Raw genomic sequence first — 20,775 nt, 5'->3', positions numbered from 1 at the left:
TACGGCGGGCGGGGAGATTCAAATCGCACTGTGTGGTCCGCGATGGGTATCAAACCGCACAGCTGGACCGGTACTCTGCACTCCGGTTTCGGGGAGGAGCGGAGGACACGTGCGTGCGCGGGAACGGGCCGACGACGTACTTCTGATGTACCGGCTGGCGCGGAGCGGTGGATCACCGGAACTGCTGCGCAGGCTGGCCCAGCGGGCCGAGGGCTGGGCCGGGATCCTGGACGGGGACGGCACGGTGCTCCAGGCCGTGGCCGGAAACGCCCGGTGGCCGGGCCACGAGGCGGCCGGGCTCGCCGCCCGGGCGGCCCGGGAGCTGACGGCCAGGGCCGCGGGCTCGTACTCCCTCGACACCGACGCGTGCGCCGCGCTGCTGCTCCCCCTCGACCGGACGGCCGGGAACCACGGCCCGGTTCTCGCGCTCGTCGCCCCCAAACCGCTCCCCGGCGGGCTTTCCACGCTGATGGCCGACGCGGTGATGCCGCTCGCCCTGTCCTGGGCGTCGGAGAGCGTCGAACGTAAGCGGAAGCGGGTGGACCTCGCGGAATCCCGTGGACGCGAGGCCGTACTGCACCTGCTGATGACAGGTCAGCTCTCCATCGCCCACCAGGTGGCGGGCGCCCTGCGTCCCAAGCTCCCCGACCCCGTGCGCGTCTGCGTCGTCGAGTGCTCAGGGGGACAGCGGGACGAGGTGGCCCGGATCTGCACGGACCTCTCCGGGGGCCGGACCTGGATCGTGCGCTGCCCGGTCTACGCCCGTCACCTGATCCTGATCGTGCCGGCGGAGGAGAAGTCGGAGCCGGAAACGGAACGGAAGGACGGACCGGACGGACCGGAAGGTACGGCAGGTGCGGGGGCGCCGGAAGGCACGGAGGTGCCGGAGGGCGGGTGCGCGCTCGGTCTCGCCGTCGCCGGACTCGTGGAGGACTGCGTCGTGGGCGTCAGCGAGGAGGTGCGGCTGCCCGACACGGCGACCGCCTACCAGCAGGCCTTCCACGCCCTGGCCGTCGCCCGTGGACTCCCCGGACGCCACGCCGAGTTCGGTACCGCCCCCGAGCCCGCGCTGGTCGTCGGCGCCGCCGGGGCGCGGTGGGCCGACGCCCTGCTCGCGCCCCTCCTCTCCCATCTGCCCCGCCGCTCGCAGGACCCGGGCAGCCAGGAGCTGTCGGCGACCGTCGCGTCCTGGCTGGCGTTCTCCTACCACGCCACCCAGCACCTGAAGATCCACCGCAACACGCTGGCCGCCCGCCTCAAGCTCGTCGGTGAGCTCCTCGGCCTGGACCTGAACCGGGTGTCGGACCAGGCGGCCGTCGATCTGGCCCTGCGGATCAGGGCGACCCCGGCCCTGCCGCGCACCGGCCCGGGAGACGCGGCCACGCCCCGGGACCTCGACACGGTGCTGCGCGCCCCCGGGGTCCAGGACTGGGCCGTCCAGCAGCTGCGGCTCGTCGACCTGGCGGGCCCGACGGCGGAGGAGACCCTGCGGACCTGGCTGCGCTGCGAGGCCCAACTGGGCCCGGCCGCAGCCGAACTGGGCATCTCCGTGCCCGGCACGCGTAAGCGCCTCACCCGGCTCGAAGCGCAGTTGTGCCGGTCGCTGCTCCAGACGCCGAGCGCGCGGTACGACCTGTGGCTCGCGTTCCGGGCGGTGGACCTCGCGGCGGCGTGACCGCGTACGGCACCGCCCGTCTGCGTCCCCCGCTCGAACCCCTCAGCCCGTCTTCGTGTACGTCAGGCTCTGGCCGGTGGAGGTGATCTGACGGCGCAGGGTGCCGTCCGGCAGCAGCGTCAGGACGGTGGGCTCTCCCGGGGTGCACGACGTCTTCGGTGCGCCCTCGACGACCCGGGAGGGTCCGATGCGGACAGGCCCGCCGGAGGACGGCTCGCTCGCGAGGTCGGCCTCGAACACGCAGCGGTAGGAGCCGCCCGTGTCGAGCGGGCCCTCGGCGGTCAGGGACAACACGGTGTCGCCCACCTCGCCCTTCCGAACGGTCAGTTGACGTGTGGACGCCCCGCCACCGCTCTCGATGGTGCCGGTCCAGGTGCCGAGGAACCCGGAAGGGACGGTGCCGCCGGAGCCCTTGCCGTCGCCTCCGCCGGAGCCCTGGCCGCCCGAGGAGCCGCCACCGGACGAGGAGACCGCCCCGCTCGGGTTCGCCGTGGGGTCGCCGTCCCCGCCCCGCATGAAGGCGTAGACCCCCCAGCCCGCCCCCACCGCGACGAGCAGGGCGACTGCTATCAGCGCCAGGGAGGAGCCCAGCGCGCGACGGCGTGGGGGCTGGGGCGGCGCATAGCCCGCCGGCGGTCCGTACGGGGGCGTGGGCCCGTATCCGTGGGCGGGGGAGGGCTGTTGTGGATAGCCGTACGCACGCGACGGCGCGGCCGGCTGCGGCACCGGGGGCCGGGGATGCGTGGGGCCGGGGTAGGGGGCGGCGGGGCGCGGGGCCGGTGCGGGAGGAGTGGGCCGGAAGGGCGCGGGGGGCACGGGCGCCGCCCGCGGAACCCCGGCCTGGCCGGGAGCCGCCGGGCCGGGAGCCGCCGGGCCGGGAGCCGCCGGACCGGTCGGGGCTTCGGGTTCCTCCGGGTCCTCGGCGTCCAGCAGTTCCACGGCATGCCGCCCCAGCTGCGCGATCAGCGCGCCCGGAAGCCACGGCTCGGCCGTGTCCGTGTCGCCCAGCCGTTCCAGGACGGCGTCCGTGGAGGGCCGCGCGGCCGGATCCTTCGTCAGGCACTCCTGGATCAGCTCGACGAGGTCGACGGGTACGCCGGTGAGGTCGGGCTCCTCCTGCGCGATCCGGTACATCAGCGCGTGCGCCCCGGTCTCCGCCGAGCCGAACGGCAGCCGGCCGGTGGACGCGTACGCCAGGACGGCGCCGAGGCAGAACACGTCGCACGCGGTCGTCACCCGCTCGCCCCGCACCTGCTCCGGCGACATGAAGCCGGGCGAGCCGATCATCGCGCCGGTGCGGGTGAGGCCGCCGTCGGCCACGGTGTCCAGGGCCCGGGCGATCCCGAAGTCGATGACCCGGGGGCCGTCGATCGTCATCAGGACGTTGGACGGTTTCAGGTCACGGTGGATCAGCCCGGCGCGGTGGATGTCCTGGAGGGCCCCCGCGAGCCCGGCGCCCAGGATGCGGACGGAGCGTTCGGGGAGTGGACCGTACGCCCCCGAGTCGGCCAGCGGCGCGCCGGGGCGCCCCGAGACGATGCGGTGGAGGGAGGGGCCGGCGACGTAACCGGTGGCCACCCACGGGACCGCGGCGTCCACCCCGGCGTCGAGCACCGGCGCGGTCCAGGAGCCGCCGACCTGCCGTGCCGCCTGCACCTCCGCGCGGAAACGGTCGCGGAAATGCTGCAGTTCGGCGAGCTCGGGGCGGACCAGCTTGAGGGCGACGGTGCGGCCGCGGTCCGAGCGTGCCAGGAACACCTGGCCCATCCCGCCCGAGCCGAGGCGCCCCAACAGACGGTAGGTACCGATGCGTTGCGGATCACCGGAGCCCAGCTTCTCCATCGTGCGTTTCCTCCCCCGTGCGGCCGTGGCGGACCGTGCGTCGAGGATAGCGGCGCACCTGGACCGGAGAGCCCCTCAGCCCCCGGAGGGCTCCGGCGGAAGCCCCGGCGGGGACGCCAGGGTGTCCATCACGGCCGAGAGCCGCTCCAGCACCTCGACGGTCCGCGCGAACTCCTCCTCGCCCAGCTCCCCGGCCAGCCGCGCCGCGAACTCCGCGTGGGCGGGGACGATCCGCCTCACCGCGGCCCGGCCCTCCGCGGTGGGGCGGAGCAGCTTGGCGCGCCGGTGGGCCGGGTTCGCGACGTACTCGGCGAGGCCGCGGTCGACCAGGAGGTCGGCGATCCGCTGCACGCTCTGCCGGGTGATCCCCATCGCGCGGGCGATCCCCGACACGGGAAGCGGCTCGGTGAGGACCGCGCCGAGCACCTGCCACCGGGCGGCCGTGAGTCCTGCGGGGCCGGCCAGCTCCTCGGCGACGGCCAGGAACCGGCCGTTGAGCCGGAACACCCCGAGCGCGGTGCGGCTGAGCAGCGTGGGGTCCCCCGGGCCCTCCCCGCCCCCGGCGTTCTCCCCGGCCCCGGCGCCCCCGGCGCTCCCCTCGGTCGTACCGCTCATCCGTTCAGCTCCTCGTAGGCGCCCGCGTCCGAGTCGTGGAAGAGCCGGTACCAGGCGTCCAGCTTCTTCGGCTCGAACACCCCGAGCAGCCCGAAGATCTCGCGGGCGAAGGCGACCGGCTCGGTCGGACCCGCCGTGACGAGAGCGCCGCGCGACGCCCCACCCGTGTCCGTCACCGCGTCGGCCTCCACGTAGTGCGCGCCGCCCGCGTACCCCGTGGCGGCGAGGTAGAAGGAGACGGCGCTCGTGTGGCGGCGGTCGTCGAGCAGCCCCTCGCGGGCCAGCCCCGCGGTCGCCCCGCAGATGGCCGCCACGGGCACGCCCGCCTCCAGGAAGGCCCGTGCCGTCCGGGCGAAGGGGGCGAGGGTGTCCCCGGTGTCCCAGAGCGCGGCGCCGGTGAGGATCAGCAGCTCGCTCCCGGCGGGGTCCAGCGCGTCGAGCGACAGGTCGGGCTGGACGCGGACCCCGCCCATCGTGGTGACGGGTGAGGTGGTGAGGCCGACCGTGCGCACGGTGCGGCCGTGCTGGGTGAGCTGGGCCGTGGCGAAGCCCGGCTCCCAGTCGGCGAACATGTCGTAGACGGCCAGGTGGACGCTGGTGCCGGTCATGACGACCTCCGGTGGCGGAACTTCCGGATACTGCCCCTTATGACAGCAGCCTGTCATGATGACAACATGCTGTCAATCGTTCGGCCGGTCGCCGGGCGGGGACCCGACACCCTGCCGAGCCGCGCGGCCCACGCCGTACAGAGTGGCCATGGAGGACGGCCGCGCCGCCGCATACGCTCGCCGCATGAGCCCCGATGCCCCTCGCGCCCCGTACGCCGACCCCGCCGCGGGCGCGGCCGTGAAGGCCGCCGACCGCGCCCACGTGTTCCACTCCTGGTCCGCCCAGGGCCTGATCGACCCACTCGCCGTCGCCGGCGCCGAGGGGGCGTACTTCTGGGACTACGACGGAAACCGCTATCTGGACTTCACCAGCGGTCTCGTCTTCACCAACATCGGCTACCAGCACCCCACCGTGGTCGCCGCGATCCAGGAACAGGCGGGCAGGCTCGCCACGTTCGCCCCCGCCTTCGCCGTCGAGGCGCGCTCCGAGGCCGCCCGGCTGATCGCCGAGCGCACCACCGGCGACCTGGACAAGATCTTCTTCACCAACGGCGGTGCCGAGGCCGTCGAGAACGCCGTCCGCATGGCCCGCGTCCACACCGGGCGTACGAAGGTGCTCTCCGCCTACCGCTCGTACCACGGCGCCACCTCCACCGCGATCAACCTCACCGGCGACCCGCGCCGCTGGGCGTCCGACACCGGATCGGCGGGCGTCGTCCGCTTCTGGGCGCCGTTCCTCTACCGCTCCCCGTTCTACGCGGGGACGGAGGCCGAGGAGTGCGCCCGCGCCCTCCAGCACCTGGAGGACACCCTCGCCTACGAGGGCCCCTCGACCATCGCCGCGATCGTCCTGGAGACCATCCCGGGCACGGCCGGCATCATGACGCCGCCGCCCGGCTACCTCGCCGGGGTCCGCGAGATCTGCGACCGGTACGGCATCGTCTTCGTCCTCGACGAGGTCATGGCCGGCTTCGGGCGCACCGGGAAGTGGTTCGCCGCCGACCACTTCGACGTCACACCCGACCTGATGACCTTCGCCAAGGGCGTGAACTCCGGTTACGTGCCGCTCGGCGGCGTCGCGATCAACGCCGAGATCGCCGCCACGTTCGAGACCCGCCCCTACCCCGGCGGACTCACCTACTCCGGTCACCCGCTGGCCTGCGCCGCCGCCGTCGCCACGATCGGCGTGATGGAGGACGAGAAGGTCGTCGAGAGCGCGGCGCACCTCGGCGAGCACGTGCTCGGCCCCGGACTGCGGGAGCTCGCCGAGCGCCACCCGTCCGTCGGCGAGGTGCGCGGGCTCGGCGCGTTCTGGGCGCTGGAGCTGGTCCGCGACCGGGAGACCCGCGAGCCCCTGGTCCCGTACAACGCGACCGGTGAGGCCAACGCCCCGATGGCCGCCTTCGGCGCGGCCTGCCGGAAGAACGGCCTCTGGCCCTTCATCAACATGAACCGCACCCATGTCGTCCCCGCCTGCAACATCACCGAGGCCGAGGCGAAGGAGGGTCTCGCGGCCCTGGACGCGGCCCTGTCGGTCGCCGACGAGCACACGCGGTAGGGACGTCACCCGGCATGACGCCCCCCACCAGGTCGTAAGGTGACCCAAGCCGAGAACGGGAGGGGGCGTCATGGGTGCGAGCGGAGGCGTGACCCGCAGCACGCTGCGGCAGCAGATCGCCGACGCACTGCGTGACGAGGTGCTCGCGGGGCGCCTGCGGCCCCGGGTGGAGTTCACCGTCAAGCAGATCGCCGAGCAGTACGGGGTCTCCGCGACGCCCGTACGGGAAGCGCTCTTCGACCTCTCCGCGCAGGGCCTGCTCGAATCCGACCAGCACCGCGGCTTCCGCGTCCGTGAGTTCTCCGTCGCCGACTACCGGGCCATGGTCGAGGCGCGGGCCCTGGTCATAGACGGGGTGTTCCGGCGGATCTTCGACGGGACCGGTTCGGCGTCCGCCGTGATCGGCGCGCACCGGGTCGCCCTCGTCTCCGTACGCCGCCGGGGCGAGGAGGCCTCACGGGCGGCGCGCGGCGGTGACCTCGACATCCTCATCGGCTACGACCTGCGGTTCTGGCGGGAGCTCGGCGCGGTCATCGGCAACGCCTACATCAGCGACTTCCTGCAACGGCTGCGGATGCAGGCCTGGGCCTTCGCCGTCCCGTACCTGCGCGGCGACGGCGACGGCGTACGCGACTGGCTGTGGCACGGTCACCGGGAGCTGGTGGAGGCGATCACGATGGCCGACGGGCCGGCCGTACGCGCGGTGCTCGACGACTACTACGCGCACGGGCTGAACTGGGCGGACCGGCTGGCCCACGGCGACCCCCCGCACCCGGGTCACACCTGAGCCCGCCCCGGCCCACGGCATGCCCGCACCCTGTGCGCGGGGTCCCGGCCGCATTACGCTGTCCCGACCGTTGCACGAACCCGTTGGAGAGCGAGACTTCGTGGCCTGTGACCTGTGGCTGGTCCCCCTCGTCGATGTGCTGTGCCACAGCCCCGACAACCCGTTCGCCGAAGAGATCGCCGTCTACGACAAGGCGCTGACCGAGGCGGGGCTGCCGCCCGTGCCCGTCTACGCCTACATGCCAGGACTCACCGGGGACGTGGCCCCCGTCGCGGGCTTCGACTACGACGCCCTGCACTTCCTGCGCCGCGCCTACCTGCTCCAGCTCAGCGGCCTCGCCGTCACACCTGTCGACGCACTGGGCGGGGACTACGAGCAGCTGCTGGAGATGTTCGAGCAGAGCGCGCAGGAGTCGCACCTGGTCTGGCACTACGACCACGCCGGGGCGTACGTCCCGCTGGATTTCCCCCATCCGCTCTCCGACGACCAGCTCCTGGAGGGCGGCGGCCCGCTGGGCTCCTCCCACGGCCTGCTGCGGGAGCTGGAGTTCGTCGCCCCGTCCATCGGCATCGACCCGGCCAACCCGCCGGCCGCCCCCCTCCCGCCCGCCGGCCCCACCACGCTGGAGGAACCGGCCGCTCCGGTCCCGTACGACGAGAGTCCGTTCGCCCGGGAGCGGCACGTCTGGCTGGGCCTGCACGCGGCGGCGACCCGCAGCCTCGCGCAGGGCTCGATGATCATCTTCAGCTGAGCCGCCGCACGCTGAGCCGCCGCGCCCGCGGCAGCCTCCGCACCGGCTTCCGGCCGCCGGGCCGGCTTCCGGCCCCCGCACCGGCTTCCGGCCGCCGGGGGCCGCTCCTTCACCGGGGCGGCTCCGGCGGCCGCTGGCGCGGCATGTTCGGCCGGGCCACCGGCATGGTGAGGCGGCCGTGCGAGGTCCCCGGCTCGGGGCGGCCACCGGGCCCGCCCGTCACCAGCGACTGCATCCCCATGGGCGCGGGTCCGGCCCGGAACTCGACCATCCAGTCCGCCGTCTCCATCCGGACGAGCTCGGTGATGTCCTCGGAGAACCGGCGCAGCACCCCCAGGCACCGCTCCGCCGCCTCGCTGGCGGTGCCCTCCGTCGGCCCGAGGACCTCGCGGACGCACTCGGACGACCAGTCGAACTGGAGCACCTGGAGGCGCCGCTGCACGGCCTGTGCCGTCGCGAGATTCCTTATCCAGCCGGAGGTCAGTCCGAAGTACCGGTCGCACGCCATGCACGCGGCGCCCAGCAGCAGCGACAGATAGCCCCAGCCGGCCGACCCGTGCAGCTCCCCGGTCAGATCGAGCAGCGGGAGGGCCGCGCCCGCCACCACCCCCGCCGCCGTGCCGAGCCGGAGCAGCCTGGCGGTGCGCCGCTTGCGGACGCGGTCGCGCAGATACCACTCGGCGGTCTCCAGGGCACCGGCCTCGACCCACCGGTAGAGCTCGTCGAGCCGCTCGGCGGGTTCACCCCAGTCGCCGAGGGGGAAGGCGCGGCCGGCCAGGTCCCGGGGGCTCGAACCGTAGCGTGAACCGGACCGATCGGTTCCGGTGCCTGCACCGGAACCCGCGCCGGACTCCTTGCGGGGCGGCCCTTCGGGCTGCATCTCCGGCTGACTCACCGGGGGACTCCTCTGCACTCTGCGTTCGGCACGTATCGACGCGGATCGGCACGGCTCTCGGTCACGGAGGGGGCGGTTCCCGGCATATGACCGGGGCCCCACCCGTGTAACTCTGCGTTACCCTCGCTCTGCGTACGGGTACGGATACGCATGCTCTTCCTACCGCCGAATGGTGGGCCGCGGGGTCGAAATCGCGGGATTCCCGGGTGGGCACGGCCTCTGGTCAGGTATAGGAGCCCGGCAGGCAGTTTTCAGAACTCACTCGAAAGAGTTGGTCCCGGTGGGTGGGGCGCGGCGTCCGGCGAACACGTAGGCTCGGCGTACCGAAACAATCCGTTGTCGAAATGCCAGGAGTGACCGTGATTCCCGGTGGTGGTCAGCCCAACATGCAGCAGTTGCTCCAGCAGGCCCAGAAGATGCAGCAGGATCTCGCCGCGGCCCAGGAGGAACTGGCCAGGACCGAGGTCGAGGGACAGGCGGGCGGTGGTCTTGTGAAGGCCACCGTGACCGGGTCCGGCGAGCTCCGCGCCCTGGTGATCGATCCGGGCGCGGTGGACCCGGAGGACACCGAGACGCTCGCGGACCTCGTGGTCGCGGCCGTCCAGGCGGCCAACGAGAACGCCCAGCAGCTCCAGCAGGAGAAGCTGGGCCCCCTGGCCCAGGGCCTGGGCGGGATGCCGGGTCTTCCGTTCTGACCCTGTGGCTCCCCGGGCGCACCGGCTACGGTACGAACGGTACGAGCAGGAAAAAGGAAAGGCGTTCCGTTGTACGAAGGCGTGGTTCAAGAGCTGATCGACGAGCTGGGCAGGCTGCCGGGCGTCGGTCCCAAGAGCGCGCAGCGGATCGCCTTCCACATCCTGCAGGCCGAGCCCACCGACGTACGCCGTCTGGCCCATGCCCTCCTGGAGGTCAAGGACAAGGTCCGCTTCTGCGAGATCTGCGGCAACGTCGCCCAGCAGGAGCAGTGCGGCATCTGCCGGGACGCGCGCCGTGACCGCTCGGTCATCTGCGTCGTGGAGGAGCCCAAGGACGTCGTGGCGATCGAGCGGACCCGTGAGTTCCGGGGCCGCTACCACGTGCTCGGCGGCGCGATCAGCCCGATCGAGGGCGTCGGCCCCGACGATCTGCGCATCAGGGAGCTGCTGGCCCGGCTCGCGGACGGCTCGATCACCGAGCTGATCCTGGCGACCGACCCCAACCTGGAGGGCGAGGCCACCGCGACGTACCTCGCCCGGATGGTCAAGCCGATGGGCCTGCGGGTCACACGGCTGGCCAGCGGGCTGCCCGTGGGCGGCGACCTGGAGTACGCCGACGAGGTGACTCTGGGCCGCGCCTTCGAGGGGAGGCGGCTGCTCGATGTGTGACCCGGCATCTGACTGCGGCTTTATGTGCGACGGCGCTATGTTCTACCCACCGTTCGCGACCGTGCCCACGGGAGGTCCCCTCGATGTCTGACGCCACGCTGAACTCCGTCACGCAGGACCCGGACGACTTCGCCGTCCAGATCGCGGACCAGATCAAGACGTTCATCGTCGCGGTCACCGAGGTGTCCAAGGCGGAGGAGCCCGAGGAGGCCGTGCCGGTCCTGCTGCTCCAGGTCTCCCAGCTCCTGCTGGCCGGCGGCAGACTCGGCGCGTACGAGGACATCCTCCCGGACGAGCGCTACGAGCCGGATCTGGGCGCCGAGCCGGACGCCGACGGGCTGCGTGAGCGCTTCGCGGAGCTCCTGGAGCCCATCGACGTCTACTCCGAGGTCTTCGACCCGTACGAGCCCCGCAAGGCGCCCGTGCCCCACCGGATCTCCGACGACCTGGCCGACCTGGTCACGGACCTCGGCCACGGTCTCGCGCACTACGAGGCGGACCGCACGGCGGAGGCCATGTGGTGGTGGCAGTTCTCGTACTTCTCCAACTGGGGCTCCACCGCCTCCGCGGCCCTGCGCGCGCTCCAGTCGCTGATCGCCCACATCCGGCTGAACCAGCCGCTCCAGGAGCTCGACGGCCTGGACACGGACCAGGACCCGGGCGACGGGGACCTGGCCGAGGAGGCCGGGCGGGTGATGGCCGAGGAGATCGCCGGACCGCTGGGTCTGCGGCCGGTGCTCTAGCCGCCCCCGTGGCTTGTGCGACCGCTGTGCCTGTTGTGTCCTGGGACACAAAGAGGCGTGCGGAACGGTGAAGCGGGCAACAGCCCCGTACGAGCAGTTCGGAACGATGCCGTTCCGGGTGGTGGGCGGGACATCTCACCATCCGGTACCGACGGGTCGATTCCGGACTGCTCGTTAAACTGAGCCGACCGCACCATTATTGAGCGAGGAGCGCACGTGGGCCTTGTCGTGCAGAAGTACGGAGGCTCCTCCGTAGCCGATGCCGAAGGCATCAAGCGTGTCGCCAAGCGAATCGTCGACGCCAAGAAGAACGGCAACCAGGTGGTTGTCGTGGTGTCCGCGATGGGCGACACGACGGACGAGTTGATCGATCTCGCCGAGCAGGTATCCCCGATGCCTGCCGGGCGTGAGTTCGACATGCTGCTGACCGCCGGAGAGCGGATCTCCATGGCCCTGCTGGCGATGGCGATCAAAAACCTGGGCCACGAGGCCCAGTCGTTCACGGGCAGCCAGGCCGGTGTCATCACCGACTCGGTCCACAACAAAGCGCGCATCATCGATGTCACGCCGGGCCGCATCAGGACCTCGATCGACGAGGGCAACATCGCCATCGTCGCCGGGTTCCAGGGTGTGAGCCAGGAGGGCAAGAACATCACGACCCTCGGTCGCGGTGGGTCGGACACGACCGCTGTCGCTCTGGCCGCCGCGCTGGACGCCGAGGTCTGTGAGATCTATACAGATGTGGACGGTGTCTTCACCGCCGACCCCCGGGTCGTGAAGAAGGCCCGGAAGATCGACTGGATCTCCTTCGAGGACATGCTGGAGCTGGCGGCGTCCGGCTCCAAGGTGCTGCTGCACCGGTGCGTCGAGTACGCACGCCGTTACAACATCCCGATCCACGTCCGCTCGTCCTTCTCCGGACTGCGCGGCACCTGGGTCAGCAACGAGCCGCAAGGGGACCAGCAGGTGGAGCACGCCATCATCTCCGGAGTCGCCCACGACGTCTCCGAGGCAAAGGTCACGGTCGTCGGCGTTCCCGACAAGCCGGGCGAGGCCGCCGCGATCTTCCGCGCCGTCGCGGACGCCGAGATCAACATGGACATGGTGGTCCAGAACGTCTCCGCGGCCTCCACCGGGCTGACGGACATCACGTTCACCCTGCCGAAGGCGGAGGGCCGCAAGGCCATCGACGCCCTGGAGCGCAACCGCGCCGGCATAGGGTTCGAGTCCCTGCGTTACGACGACCAGATCGCGAAGATCTCCCTCGTCGGCGCGGGCATGAAGACCAACCCCGGCGTCACCGCGGGCTTCTTCGAGGCCCTGTCCAACGTCGGTGTGAACATCGAGCTGATCTCGACGTCCGAGATCCGCATCTCGGTGGTCACCCGTGTGGACGACGTCAACGAGGCCGTGCGCGCCGTGCACACCGCCTTCGGCCTCGACAGCGACTCCGACGAGGCTGTCGTCTACGGGGGCACCGGCCGATGACCGGACGCCGCCCTTCGCTCGCGGTCGTCGGCGCGACCGGGGCGATCGGCGGCGTCATGCTCCAGATCCTCTCGCAGCACGAGGACGTCTGGGGCGAGGTCAGACTGGTCTCCTCCCCGCGTGCGGCCGGCACCAAGCTGGTCGTGCGGGGCGAGGAGACCGAGGTCCTCGCGCTCTCCGAGGACGTGTTCGACGGTGTGGACGTCGCCCTGTTCCTGGTGCCGGACGAGGTGTCCGCGCAGTGGGGGCCGGTCGCGGCCGCCCGGGGCGCCGTGGTCGTGGACGACTCGGCCGCCTTCCGGCTGGACGACGAGGTCCCCCTGGTCGTCCCCGAGATCAATCCCCATGCCGCGCGTCTGAGGCCGCGCGGCATCGTCGCGTCCCCGAGCTGCACGACGCTGTCGCTGATCGTCGCGGTCGGTGCGCTGCACGCCGAGTTCGGGCTGCGGGAGCTGATCGTCTCGTCCTACCAGGCGGTGAGCGGTGAGGGCAGGGACGGTGTCGCCGCGCTCCGCGAGCAGCTCGCCCTGGTGGCGGGCACGGAGCTGGGCACCCGCCCCGGAGACGTGCGCCGGGCGCTGGGCGACGGGGAGAAGAGTCCCTTCGCCGCCCCCGTGGCGCTGAACGTCGTGCCGTGGGCCGGGACGGACGGCGGGGACGGCTGGTCCTCCGAGGAGCTGGCGATCCGCGGGGAGTGCCGGAAGGTCCTGGGTCTGCCGGAACTGAAGGTGACGGCGACCTGCGTGTACGTACCGGTCGTCGCCACGCACTCGATGTCCGTGCACGCCCGCTTCGAGAACGAGGTCTCCGTGGACCGGGCGCACGAGGTCCTGGCGACCGCGCCCGGGGTGGTGCTCTTCGACAGCCCGGCGGCCGGTGACTTCCCCACGCCGTCCGATGTGGTGGGCACCGACCCCACCTGGGTGGGCCGCGTACGGCAGTCGATGGACGATCCACATGCCGTGTCCATGTTCATCTGCGGCGATAATCTCCGAAAAGGCGCGGCCCTCAATGTGGCCCAGATCGCCGAGTCGGTGGCCGGGGAATTTCCTCGTACCTGATCGAACCTGTTTTGTAGGATCTGTGTGCGCCCTGTGGGTAACTTGCTGGTCTGAACCTCTTGAGCTGGGGCGTTGTCATATCCGACGATGATCTCCTGGCCTCCCGCAACCGCTAGGCGGATGCGACGCGTCTATGTCGTCACTTCTTGCGTGGCTGGACGCGTTTTCGGGGCATTTGGGGAAGAGCAGGTACGAATGAGGGCATGTCGCACAGCATCGAAAGCGGTGCCGTACGCGTACAACCCTGACGGGGGGAAGCGTGTCCAACTGGCGTGGCAGAGGTTCTCGACATCACAGTGGTGGGCCCGTTGCGAGGCGCTTCGGTGCGTCCGCTCCGGCGGCCCCGCGCACCCGGCGGTATGCCGGTGATCGCGCCCATGCCGGCCGCTCGGTCCACCCGGCTGCCTTCGCAGCGCGAGGGCGCTGAGGAGACGGTGGCGGCAGGAACGACCGTAGACCATCTCACCGAGACCTACCGCGCTCACTACCGCTCGCTGCTGGGCCTCGCGGCGCTCCTGCTGGACGACACCGCGTCCTGCGAGGACGTGGTGCAGGAGGCGTTCATCCGGGTGCACTCGGCACGGAACCGGGTGCGCGACCCGGAGAAGACGCTCGCCTACCTCCGCCAGACCGTGGTCAACCTGTCGCGGTCCGCGCTGCGTCGGCGCATCCTCGGGCTGAAGCTCCTTTCCAAGCCGATGCCCGACATGGCGAGTGCGGAGGAGGGCGCGTACGACCAGTTGGAGCGGGACGCGCTGATCAAAGCGATGAAGGGGCTGCAGCGCCGCCAGCGCGAGGTGCTGGTGCTGCGTTACTTCTCGGACATGACGGAGGCCCAGGTCGCGGAGACCCTGGGGATATCGCTCGGTTCGGTGAAGGCGTACGGCTCCCGGGGCATCGCGGCACTGCGCGTCGTCATGGAGGCGCAGGCATGAGCAGGCCCGAGCACAGGCACGACGATGACCGGACTGGAAACGGAATTGTGAACCACAGGCCGGAGGGCATCCCCGACACCGACCCGGAGCAGGACGGTGAACGGAAGCAGCACACCGACACCGCCGAGGTCGACGGCGCGGAGGCCGCCTCAGGGACCACCACTCCCGGGACGGACCCCGAAGCGGAACTGGAAGCGGAGCTGGAAGCGGAGCCGGGCGGTCGTGACGCCGGGTCTGCCGGGTCCGGCGGGTCCGACGGTGAGGGCGGCGGCGGCACGCTGACCGAACTCTTCGGCGGAGGCTCGGGCGGGTCTGGAGGCCCGGGTGGGTCCGGTGGCTCCGGCGGCGCGGGTGGGTCCGGTGGCTTCGGCGGCGCGGAGATGGACGAGGCCGCGCTGCGCCGCATGCTGCAGGGCGCCGTCCAGGACCTGGAGCCCTCCGAGGGCACTCTCGACCATCTGTACCGCGCGGTGCCGGCCCGGCGCGCCAGGCGGCGGCAGGGCGTGGTCGGTGCCGCGGCCGCGGCGCTGCTGATCGGTACGGCGGTCCCCGCCTTCGTCCACGTGGCGAACTCGGACGGATCGGCCACCGCCAGCCCCGCCATCGCCGGCCACGGCGAGCAGGCCCAGGGCGGCAGCGGCGAGGACGCGGGCGCCGACGCCGACGGCGGGCGGACGGCGGGCCCCGAGGACCGCCGGAGCGAGGGCGCCGAGGGCGAGCGCGGCGACTCCGCGGAGCCGTCCGAGGGATCGGACCCCGGCGCCGAGAGCAGCGGGGCCGCGGGTCTGGACGACCCGCCGGGCGTCGATGTCGCCTCCACCAGGACCTGCGACCCCGGCCAGCTAGGCGTCGCCTCCGCCGACGCGGGCGCGGCCCGGGCCGACGGCACGGTGTACGGGACCTTCAGGATCGCCAATGTGTCCGGCGACGCCTGCTCGGTGACCAGCAACGGCACGGTCAGCTTCCAGGCGGCCGGGGCCGCGGACCCGCTGAAGATCACCGTGGTGCAGCACACCGCGGGCGACCCCGCACAGGGGCTGCCCGATCCGTCCCTGGAACCCGGGACCGTGTTCCTGAAGCCCACGATGACGTACGAGGTGCGGTTCGCCTGGGTGCCGTCGGACACCTGCCCGACCAGCGGCGGTTCGCCCAGCCCGACGCCCACGGACGGCGGCGGAGGCGGCAGCGAGGGCACGGCGGGGAGCGACGCGGGGACCGCCGACGTGGCGGCCCAGTTCGGCAGCGCGGACGAGGGCCCGGCGGACGGCAGCATCGCGGTCACCCACACCCCGGAGACGGGTGCACCGACCGCGGAGGCCAAGATCCCCAACGCCTGCGCCGGAACCATCTACCGCACGGGCGTACTGGACGCCTCGTAGCGGGCCCTGAACCCCCCCGGCCGGGCCGCGAGGCGAGCACGAAAGCGCCCGGCTACGGCCACGGGTACGGATCACTTCGCCGCGGACGCGGATACGGGCAGGGGCCCGCCGGAACTCTCGGGTTCCGGCGGGCCCCTGCCCGTTGCTGATGATGCTGTTGCCGGCGGGCCCTCGTCTGTTGCTGTCGCGGCTTCCGGCGTCGCTGGGCCTGCCTGCGTCGCGGGGCCTGCCTGCGTCGTGGGGCCTGCCTTGCGCGGGGATCGTCAGTCGGCGTCGGCCGCGAGCCCCAGCTGGATGTCGCGCGCCGCTTCCGCCTCGCGGCGTACCAGCCGGAACCACATGAAGAGCACGAAGCCGGCGAAGACGAACCACTCGCCGGTGTAGCCGAGGTTCTGGAAGGCCTTCAGGTCGAGCCCGCTGCCCTGCGCCGCCGCCGCGGGCACAGGCTTCATCCCGCCACCCGTGCCACCCGCCTCGGGCTCCGACAGGGTCACCCAGGCGTCGTAGACGTCGTACGGGACGAGGTTCACCAGGGAGGCCGCGCTGATCATGCCCAGCTGCCCCTCGGGGAGCCCGCCGCCGAGGTCGACGCCGCTGGTGCCGCTGTTCTCGGAGGCCTGCAGATCGCCGGTGACGGTGACCTCGCCGGCCGGTGCGGCGGGGACCTCGGTGCTGCCCGGGCTGCCGGCGAGCCAACCGCGCACGACGGGCAGGGCCTTACCGCTGTCCGTGCGCAGCAGATCCAGCACGTAGAAGCCGTTGCGATCGTCCAGCTTGCGGCCGGGGACCAGGAACTGATCGGCGTACGTCCCCTTCGCCACGGCCGGGCGGCCGGACGTCTCCGTGCTCACGGGGAGCAGCTCGTCGAGTGGCGCCGGCGAGCGGGAGCCCGGATCGGGACGCTCCTCGGCCTCCTCGTGCGTCTGCACACGGTCCTCGAAACGACCGAGCTGCCACGTGCCCATGAACACGCAGAACGGGATGGCCAGCACGACGAAGAGGTTGATCCCCCACCATCGCGGGGTCAGCAGGAACCGGTACACCCCTCCACGGTACGGTTTCCCGCTCCGGGCCCCCGGAGCGGGGTGCACCATTTATCCGGAACTTATGCCGCCGGCCCCGTCCCGTCAGCCGCCGAGGTGGCGCAGGGTGAAGTCCAGCTCCAGCCGCACCTGCTTGATCCGCTCCTCCACGACGAGCGAGCCGTGCCCCGCGTCGTAGCGGTACACCTCGTGGACCGCGCCTCGGGCCGCGAGGCGGTCCACGTAGTTCTCCACCTGACGGATCGGGCAGCGGGGGTCGTTGACGCCGGCCGAGATGTAGACCGGGGCCCGCACGGCGTCCACATAGGTCAGCGGGGACGACGCCTCGAAGCGCTCGGGCACCTCCTCCGGGGTCCCGCCGAGCAGGGTGCGGTCCATCGCCTTCAGCGCCTCCATCTCGTCGTGGTAGGCGGTGACGTAGTCGGCGACCGGGACCGCCGCCAGCCCGAGGGCCCAGGCCTCCGGCTGCGTGCCGAGCCCGAGCAGGGTCAGATAGCCGCCCCACGAGCCGCCGGCCAGCACCAGCCGCTCCGGGTCCGCGAGCCCCGAGGAGACCGCCCATTCCCGGACGGCCGCGATGTCCTCCAGCTCGATCAGCCCGACCCGGTGCTTCAGCGCGTCCGTCCAGGCACGGCCGTAACCCGTCGATCCGCGGTAGTTGACCCGGACGACGGCGAAGCCGTGGTCGACCCAGGCGGCCGGTCCTGACGCGAAGGCGTCGCTGTCGTGCCAGGTGGGTCCCCCGTGTATCTCGAAGACCGTGGGGAACGGGCCGTCACCGATGGCCGGCGTCTGCACCAGGGCGTGGATCCGCCCTCCGGGGCCCTCGACCCAGGCGTCCCGCACCGGCACCGAGGCCGGAGCCTTCGCGCCCGGCGGGTCGAGGACGACGGCACCCGTCGTGGACCGCACGGCGGGCGGCTGCGCGGCGGACGACCACAGGTACTCCACCGTGCCGTCCGGTCGGGCCGTGGCGCCCGACACGGTCCCCGGAGGGGTCTCGACCCTGACCGGACCCGCCGCTCCCGGCTCGTAACGCCACAGCTCGCTGCGGGCCTCGAAGCCGTGCTCGATGAGGAGCGCGGACCCGTCCGGATACCACTCGGCACCCGCGTCGCCGGGCAGATCGACCGGCAGATCCGTCTGTGTGCCCGCCACCGGGTCCCAGATCATCGGCTCCCACCGCCCGCGCCGCTGATGCCCCACCAGCAGCCGGGTGTCACCCGCCACCGGGGCGAAGCCCAGCACCGACAGGCCGAGCTCCTTGGTGCCGCCCTCGGTGTCGTCCAGCTCGGCGACCGTCGACCCGTCGGGGCGCACCACCCGCAGCGCGGAGTGCATGGCGTCGCCGTGCTCCGTGTGTTCCAGGGCGATCAGCGTTCCGTCGTGCGAGAGGTCACCGACCCCGGCGGACTCCCGGTGCCGGTAGATCTCGACCGGCTCCTCCCCGGGGCGCACCAGGTGGACCGTCGTGCCGTCCTCGTCCGTCGAGCGGCCGACCACCGCGGTGCCGTCACGGCCGATCGCGAGCCCGGCCGGGTAGGAGGGTTCCAGACCGGGCGTGGCCGGCTCGTCCGGGCCGCCGTCGAACGGCTGCCGCATCCACACGCCGAACTCGTCGCCGTCGGTGTCGGCGAACCACCAGACGGACCGGCCGTCCGGCGTCAGCACGCCGTCGGTCGTCCCGTTGGGCCGGTCCGTGACCTGGCGCTGCTTCCCGGTCGCCCGGTCCCACGCGTACAGCTCGTACGTACCGGTGGCGTTGGAGACGAAGAGCGCCTGGTCGGGAGCGTCCTCCGCCCAGTCGGGCAGGGACACCCGCGGGGCGCGGAAACGCTGCTCCCACTGCGGCGGCTCCTGCTCCCGCTCCGGTACGGACTGGTCGTTCTGTGCGTCGTTCATGACCCCATACAACCCGATGAGGCCACCATGCCGGGGCGGCCTGTGGATAACTGTTCGCACGCACCCCCAGCCTGTGGGTAACTTTCCCGGCATGTACTCACCGACGCCCGACGACTGGCGCGAGGCCAACCGCGCACGCTGGGACGAACGCGTGCCGATCCACGCCGCCAGCGACTACTACGATCTCGACGCCTTCCTGGCGGGCCGGGACGTCCTGCGCGGCTTCGAGATCGCGGAGGTCGGTGACGTGACCGGAAAGACCCTGTTGCACCTCCAGTGCCACATCGGCCTCGACACGCTCTCCTGGGCCCGTCGAGGCGCCGCCCAGGTCGTGGGTCTCGACTTCTCCGAGCCCGCCGTCGAGGTCGCCCGCGGCCTGGCCGGCTCGCTGGGCCTGTCGCAGGAGCGCGCGGCGTTCGTCCCGTCCGACGTGTACGACGCCGCGGAGGCCGTGCCGGACTCGGCGTACGACATCGTCTACACCGGGACCGGCGCGCTGAACTGGCTGCCGGACGTGCCCCGCTGGGCCGAGGTCGCGGCCTCGCTGGTCGCACCCGGCGGATTCCTCTACCTGGCGGAGTTCCATCCCCTGACCGACTGCCTGGACGACGAGACCGGCTCGACGGTCACGTACGACTACTTCAGCCGCGATGCCTGGGTGGACGAGTCACCGGGCACGTACGCCGACTTCGACGCCGCGACCGTCCACAACCGCAGCGTGGAGTGGCAGCACCCGGTGGGCGAGGTCGTCTCGGCACTGGCGGCGGCCGGGCTGCGGATCGAGTTCCTGCACGAGCACGACGCCTCGCTCTTCGCCCGCTACCCGGCCCTGGTGCGGCACGCGGACGGCTCCTACCGCTTCCCGGCCGACCGCCCGCGCATCCCGATGATGTACTCCGTCAAGGCCTCCCGGCCGGCCGGCGGCTGAGGAGACGCAAGCTCGGCCGGACCTCCGGCAGGGGGCCCGCCCGGTGTGTGTGCTCTGCCCGGGCGGGCCCCTCTACGCGCGTTACGCCGCGGAGTTGAAGGCCGGGAGATACCCGTTCGACTGCCCGACGGCCTTCGGGTGGTACGAGTTGGTGACCGGGATGGACACGCTGTGGATCCACGCGTCACCCGAGCAGAGCTCGTGCCCGGTGAATTCGTCCACCACGCTCGAGTACGTGAACCCCGCGTCGGCCGCCCGCTTGGCGAGCACCCCGTTCAGCACGTCCGAGGCGTTGTTGATGGCCCCGCGCTCGGTCTCGGTGAGGCCGGCGATGCAGCTGCCCGACAGCTGGTAGAAGCGCGGGTAGCCCAGGACCACCACATGGGCCTGCGGTGCCCGCGAACGGATGCCCGAGTAGAGGGAGTCGAGCCGGCCGGGCAGCGAGTTCTGCATCTCGGAGACCGCGGTGTTCACCCGGGCGACGCAGGTGGCCTCGCTCTGCAGGACGCAGGTCTGCATGACGTCCGCGAAACCGACGTCGTTGCCGCCGGCCGTGAGGCTGACGAGCGTGGTCGACGTGCTCAGCGCGCCCAGCTGGCCGCTGGCCACGGACGACGTCGTGGCACCCGAGCAGGCGACGAACGCGAACGTCGACGGGGCGTTCGCGTTCTTCCAGAGGTAGGGGTAGGCGTTGGTGCTGCGTTTGCAGTCACCGCTCTCCGAGGTGTAGCTCCCGGCACCGACTCCGGAGGAGTAGGAGTCACCGAGAGCGACGTAGTTGCCGCCGGCGGCGGACGCGGGTTGCGCGAGGCCGAGTGCTGCCACGGCGGCCACCGCGAGGGTGATGAGGGATGCCCGGAAGGTTCGTACTGACATGGCTGCCAGCCCTTCGAAATGTGGGGGACGAGTGGGGAGTTCGTGGGGCGTGCACGTTTGTAGCAGCTCCCGGTACTCGTCGGTAATGGGCGCGGGGAAAGTCGTCTGATATGCCCGAAGGATCGTTCGGTAGACGATGCTCCGCGCGTAGATAAACCTTCAACGGGCCCTCGAATGGGTGAAGTTGTGGATCTCTCCGGCACCTCTCGCGACTCCTCCGCGTCACCCTCAGGGGAGCGCCATCTGTTCGAGCGGCAGCCGCTTCCCGCCGTCGCCCCGCCTTCACCACCGCCGCGGCCCCGCCCACGGGCGGCCCCGGCCCCGC

At 72.1% G+C, this 20,775-nt stretch carries 19 protein-coding genes; 12 read left to right on the top strand and 7 right to left on the bottom strand.

The annotated features are described in order from the left end of the window. Window positions 1–145: 145 nt before the first annotated feature. Window positions 146–1,675 (top strand): helix-turn-helix domain-containing protein, encoded by a 1,530-nt coding sequence (locus JKV81_RS13385; protein WP_202076057.1) that lies wholly within the window; start codon window positions 146–148, stop codon window positions 1,673–1,675. Between the two features lie 42 nt (window positions 1,676–1,717). Here JKV81_RS13385 and JKV81_RS13380 read toward each other — a convergent pair whose 3' ends face one another. The 3 genes from JKV81_RS13380 to JKV81_RS13370 form a co-directional block, all read right to left on the bottom strand. Further along, window positions 1,718–3,517, bottom strand: coding sequence for a serine/threonine-protein kinase (locus JKV81_RS13380; RefSeq protein WP_202076027.1), 1,800 nt, complete (start codon window positions 3,515–3,517; stop codon window positions 1,718–1,720). 75 nt (window positions 3,518–3,592) lie between these two features. Then, a complete protein-coding gene (locus JKV81_RS13375) occupies window positions 3,593–4,132 on the bottom strand; it encodes a MarR family winged helix-turn-helix transcriptional regulator (RefSeq protein ID WP_129264442.1) in 540 nt (179 codons plus the stop codon). Next, complete coding sequence (locus JKV81_RS13370; protein WP_129264441.1) at window positions 4,129–4,740, bottom strand: DJ-1/PfpI family protein; 612 nt, start codon at window positions 4,738–4,740, stop codon at window positions 4,129–4,131. The genes JKV81_RS13375 and JKV81_RS13370 overlap by 4 nt, the downstream gene beginning before the upstream one ends. A 184-nt stretch (window positions 4,741–4,924) precedes the next feature. Here JKV81_RS13370 and JKV81_RS13365 point away from each other — a divergent pair, with 184 nt between their 5' ends. The 3 genes from JKV81_RS13365 (at window position 4,925) to JKV81_RS13355 (ending at window position 7,836) form a co-directional block, all read left to right on the top strand. After that, entirely contained in the window at window positions 4,925–6,298 is a 1,374-nt protein-coding gene (locus JKV81_RS13365) for an aspartate aminotransferase family protein (protein ID WP_202076019.1), read from the top strand. Between the two features lie 70 nt (window positions 6,299–6,368). Beyond that, window positions 6,369–7,085 (top strand): GntR family transcriptional regulator, encoded by a 717-nt coding sequence (locus tag JKV81_RS13360; RefSeq protein ID WP_202076017.1) that lies wholly within the window; start codon window positions 6,369–6,371, stop codon window positions 7,083–7,085. A 100-nt stretch (window positions 7,086–7,185) separates the two neighbouring features. Then, the gene (locus tag JKV81_RS13355; protein ID WP_129264440.1) at window positions 7,186–7,836 is read left to right on the top strand and encodes a putative DNA-mimic protein; all 651 of its coding nucleotides are present in this window, start codon (window positions 7,186–7,188) and stop codon (window positions 7,834–7,836) included. Between the two features lie 109 nt (window positions 7,837–7,945). Here JKV81_RS13355 and JKV81_RS13350 read toward each other — a convergent pair whose 3' ends face one another. Then, complete coding sequence (locus JKV81_RS13350) at window positions 7,946–8,731, bottom strand: SLATT domain-containing protein (RefSeq protein WP_099173474.1); 786 nt, start codon at window positions 8,729–8,731, stop codon at window positions 7,946–7,948. Between the two features lie 359 nt (window positions 8,732–9,090). Between JKV81_RS13350 and JKV81_RS13345 the strand changes: the two genes are divergently transcribed. From JKV81_RS13345 to JKV81_RS13315, 7 genes are all read left to right on the top strand, one after another. After that, complete coding sequence (locus JKV81_RS13345; RefSeq protein WP_147984368.1) at window positions 9,091–9,426, top strand: YbaB/EbfC family nucleoid-associated protein; 336 nt, start codon at window positions 9,091–9,093, stop codon at window positions 9,424–9,426. A 69-nt stretch (window positions 9,427–9,495) separates the two neighbouring features. Next, entirely contained in the window at window positions 9,496–10,095 is a 600-nt protein-coding gene (gene recR / locus JKV81_RS13340; protein WP_099173476.1) for a recombination mediator RecR, read from the top strand. An 83-nt stretch (window positions 10,096–10,178) separates the two neighbouring features. Beyond that, window positions 10,179–10,838 (top strand): DUF5063 domain-containing protein, encoded by a 660-nt coding sequence (locus tag JKV81_RS13335; RefSeq protein WP_124277692.1) that lies wholly within the window; start codon window positions 10,179–10,181, stop codon window positions 10,836–10,838. 216 nt (window positions 10,839–11,054) lie between these two features. After that, window positions 11,055–12,326 carry an aspartate kinase gene (locus tag JKV81_RS13330; protein ID WP_099173478.1) on the top strand — a complete coding sequence of 424 codons (1,272 nt, stop codon included), beginning with the start codon at window positions 11,055–11,057 and terminating at the stop codon, window positions 12,324–12,326. Continuing rightward, the gene (locus JKV81_RS13325) at window positions 12,323–13,387 is read left to right on the top strand and encodes an aspartate-semialdehyde dehydrogenase (protein WP_202076015.1); all 1,065 of its coding nucleotides are present in this window, start codon (window positions 12,323–12,325) and stop codon (window positions 13,385–13,387) included. The genes JKV81_RS13330 and JKV81_RS13325 overlap by 4 nt, the downstream gene beginning before the upstream one ends. 359 nt (window positions 13,388–13,746) lie before the next feature. Further along, the gene (locus JKV81_RS13320) at window positions 13,747–14,322 is read left to right on the top strand and encodes a SigE family RNA polymerase sigma factor (protein WP_099173480.1); all 576 of its coding nucleotides are present in this window, start codon (window positions 13,747–13,749) and stop codon (window positions 14,320–14,322) included. After that, window positions 14,319–15,701 (top strand): hypothetical protein, encoded by a 1,383-nt coding sequence (locus JKV81_RS13315; protein WP_202076013.1) that lies wholly within the window; start codon window positions 14,319–14,321, stop codon window positions 15,699–15,701. Before JKV81_RS13320 ends, JKV81_RS13315 begins: the two co-directional genes overlap by 4 nt. 263 nt (window positions 15,702–15,964) lie before the next feature. On the opposite strand, the gene JKV81_RS13310 is transcribed toward JKV81_RS13315, so the two are convergent. Both JKV81_RS13310 and JKV81_RS13305 read right to left on the bottom strand, forming a co-directional pair. Continuing rightward, a complete protein-coding gene (locus JKV81_RS13310; RefSeq protein ID WP_202076012.1) occupies window positions 15,965–16,744 on the bottom strand; it encodes an SURF1 family protein in 780 nt (259 codons plus the stop codon). 84 nt (window positions 16,745–16,828) lie between these two features. Further along, on the bottom strand, window positions 16,829–18,646 hold the full coding sequence (locus JKV81_RS13305; protein WP_202076010.1) for a S9 family peptidase: 1,818 nt from the start codon (window positions 18,644–18,646) through the stop codon (window positions 16,829–16,831). A gap of 91 nt (window positions 18,647–18,737) precedes the next feature. Here JKV81_RS13305 and JKV81_RS13300 point away from each other — a divergent pair, with 91 nt between their 5' ends. Further along, window positions 18,738–19,574 carry a class I SAM-dependent methyltransferase gene (locus tag JKV81_RS13300; RefSeq protein ID WP_129264435.1) on the top strand — a complete coding sequence of 279 codons (837 nt, stop codon included), beginning with the start codon at window positions 18,738–18,740 and terminating at the stop codon, window positions 19,572–19,574. A gap of 81 nt (window positions 19,575–19,655) precedes the next feature. Here the strand turns inward: JKV81_RS13300 and JKV81_RS13295 are convergent, their stop codons facing one another. Further along, window positions 19,656–20,450: an SGNH/GDSL hydrolase family protein gene (locus tag JKV81_RS13295; protein ID WP_129264434.1), complete on the bottom strand. Its 795-nt coding sequence runs from the start codon at window positions 20,448–20,450 to the stop codon at window positions 19,656–19,658. Between the last annotated feature and the right edge of the window lie 325 nt (window positions 20,451–20,775).

The sequence above is a fragment of the Streptomyces silvae genome, from assembly GCF_016745505.1.
Classification (GTDB): domain Bacteria; phylum Actinomycetota; class Actinomycetes; order Streptomycetales; family Streptomycetaceae; genus Streptomyces; species Streptomyces silvae.
Note: the sequence above shows the minus strand (reverse complement) of the source record. Positions and strands in the feature narration are given on the sequence as shown.

Bases quoted from the DNA above. Each gene is read 5' to 3' on its own strand.
- JKV81_RS13360 (WP_202076017.1), top strand. From the start codon at position 6,369: ATGGGTGCGAGCGGAGGCGTGACCCGCAGCACGCTGCGGCAGCAGATC.
- JKV81_RS13300 (WP_129264435.1), top strand. From the start codon at position 18,738: ATGTACTCACCGACGCCCGACGACTGGCGCGAGGCCAACCGCGCACGC.
- JKV81_RS13385 (WP_202076057.1), top strand. From the start codon at position 146: ATGTACCGGCTGGCGCGGAGCGGTGGATCACCGGAACTGCTGCGCAGG.
- JKV81_RS13380 (WP_202076027.1), bottom strand. From the start codon at position 3,517: ATGGAGAAGCTGGGCTCCGGTGATCCGCAACGCATCGGTACCTACCGT.
- JKV81_RS13315 (WP_202076013.1), top strand. From the start codon at position 14,319: ATGAGCAGGCCCGAGCACAGGCACGACGATGACCGGACTGGAAACGGA.
- JKV81_RS13320 (WP_099173480.1), top strand. From the start codon at position 13,747: ATGCCGGTGATCGCGCCCATGCCGGCCGCTCGGTCCACCCGGCTGCCT.
- JKV81_RS13305 (WP_202076010.1), bottom strand. From the start codon at position 18,646: ATGAACGACGCACAGAACGACCAGTCCGTACCGGAGCGGGAGCAGGAG.
- JKV81_RS13370 (WP_129264441.1), bottom strand. From the start codon at position 4,740: ATGACCGGCACCAGCGTCCACCTGGCCGTCTACGACATGTTCGCCGAC.
- JKV81_RS13325 (WP_202076015.1), top strand. From the start codon at position 12,323: ATGACCGGACGCCGCCCTTCGCTCGCGGTCGTCGGCGCGACCGGGGCG.
- JKV81_RS13375 (WP_129264442.1), bottom strand. From the start codon at position 4,132: ATGAGCGGTACGACCGAGGGGAGCGCCGGGGGCGCCGGGGCCGGGGAG.
- JKV81_RS13295 (WP_129264434.1), bottom strand. From the start codon at position 20,450: ATGTCAGTACGAACCTTCCGGGCATCCCTCATCACCCTCGCGGTGGCC.
- JKV81_RS13365 (WP_202076019.1), top strand. From the start codon at position 4,925: ATGAGCCCCGATGCCCCTCGCGCCCCGTACGCCGACCCCGCCGCGGGC.
- JKV81_RS13335 (WP_124277692.1), top strand. From the start codon at position 10,179: ATGTCTGACGCCACGCTGAACTCCGTCACGCAGGACCCGGACGACTTC.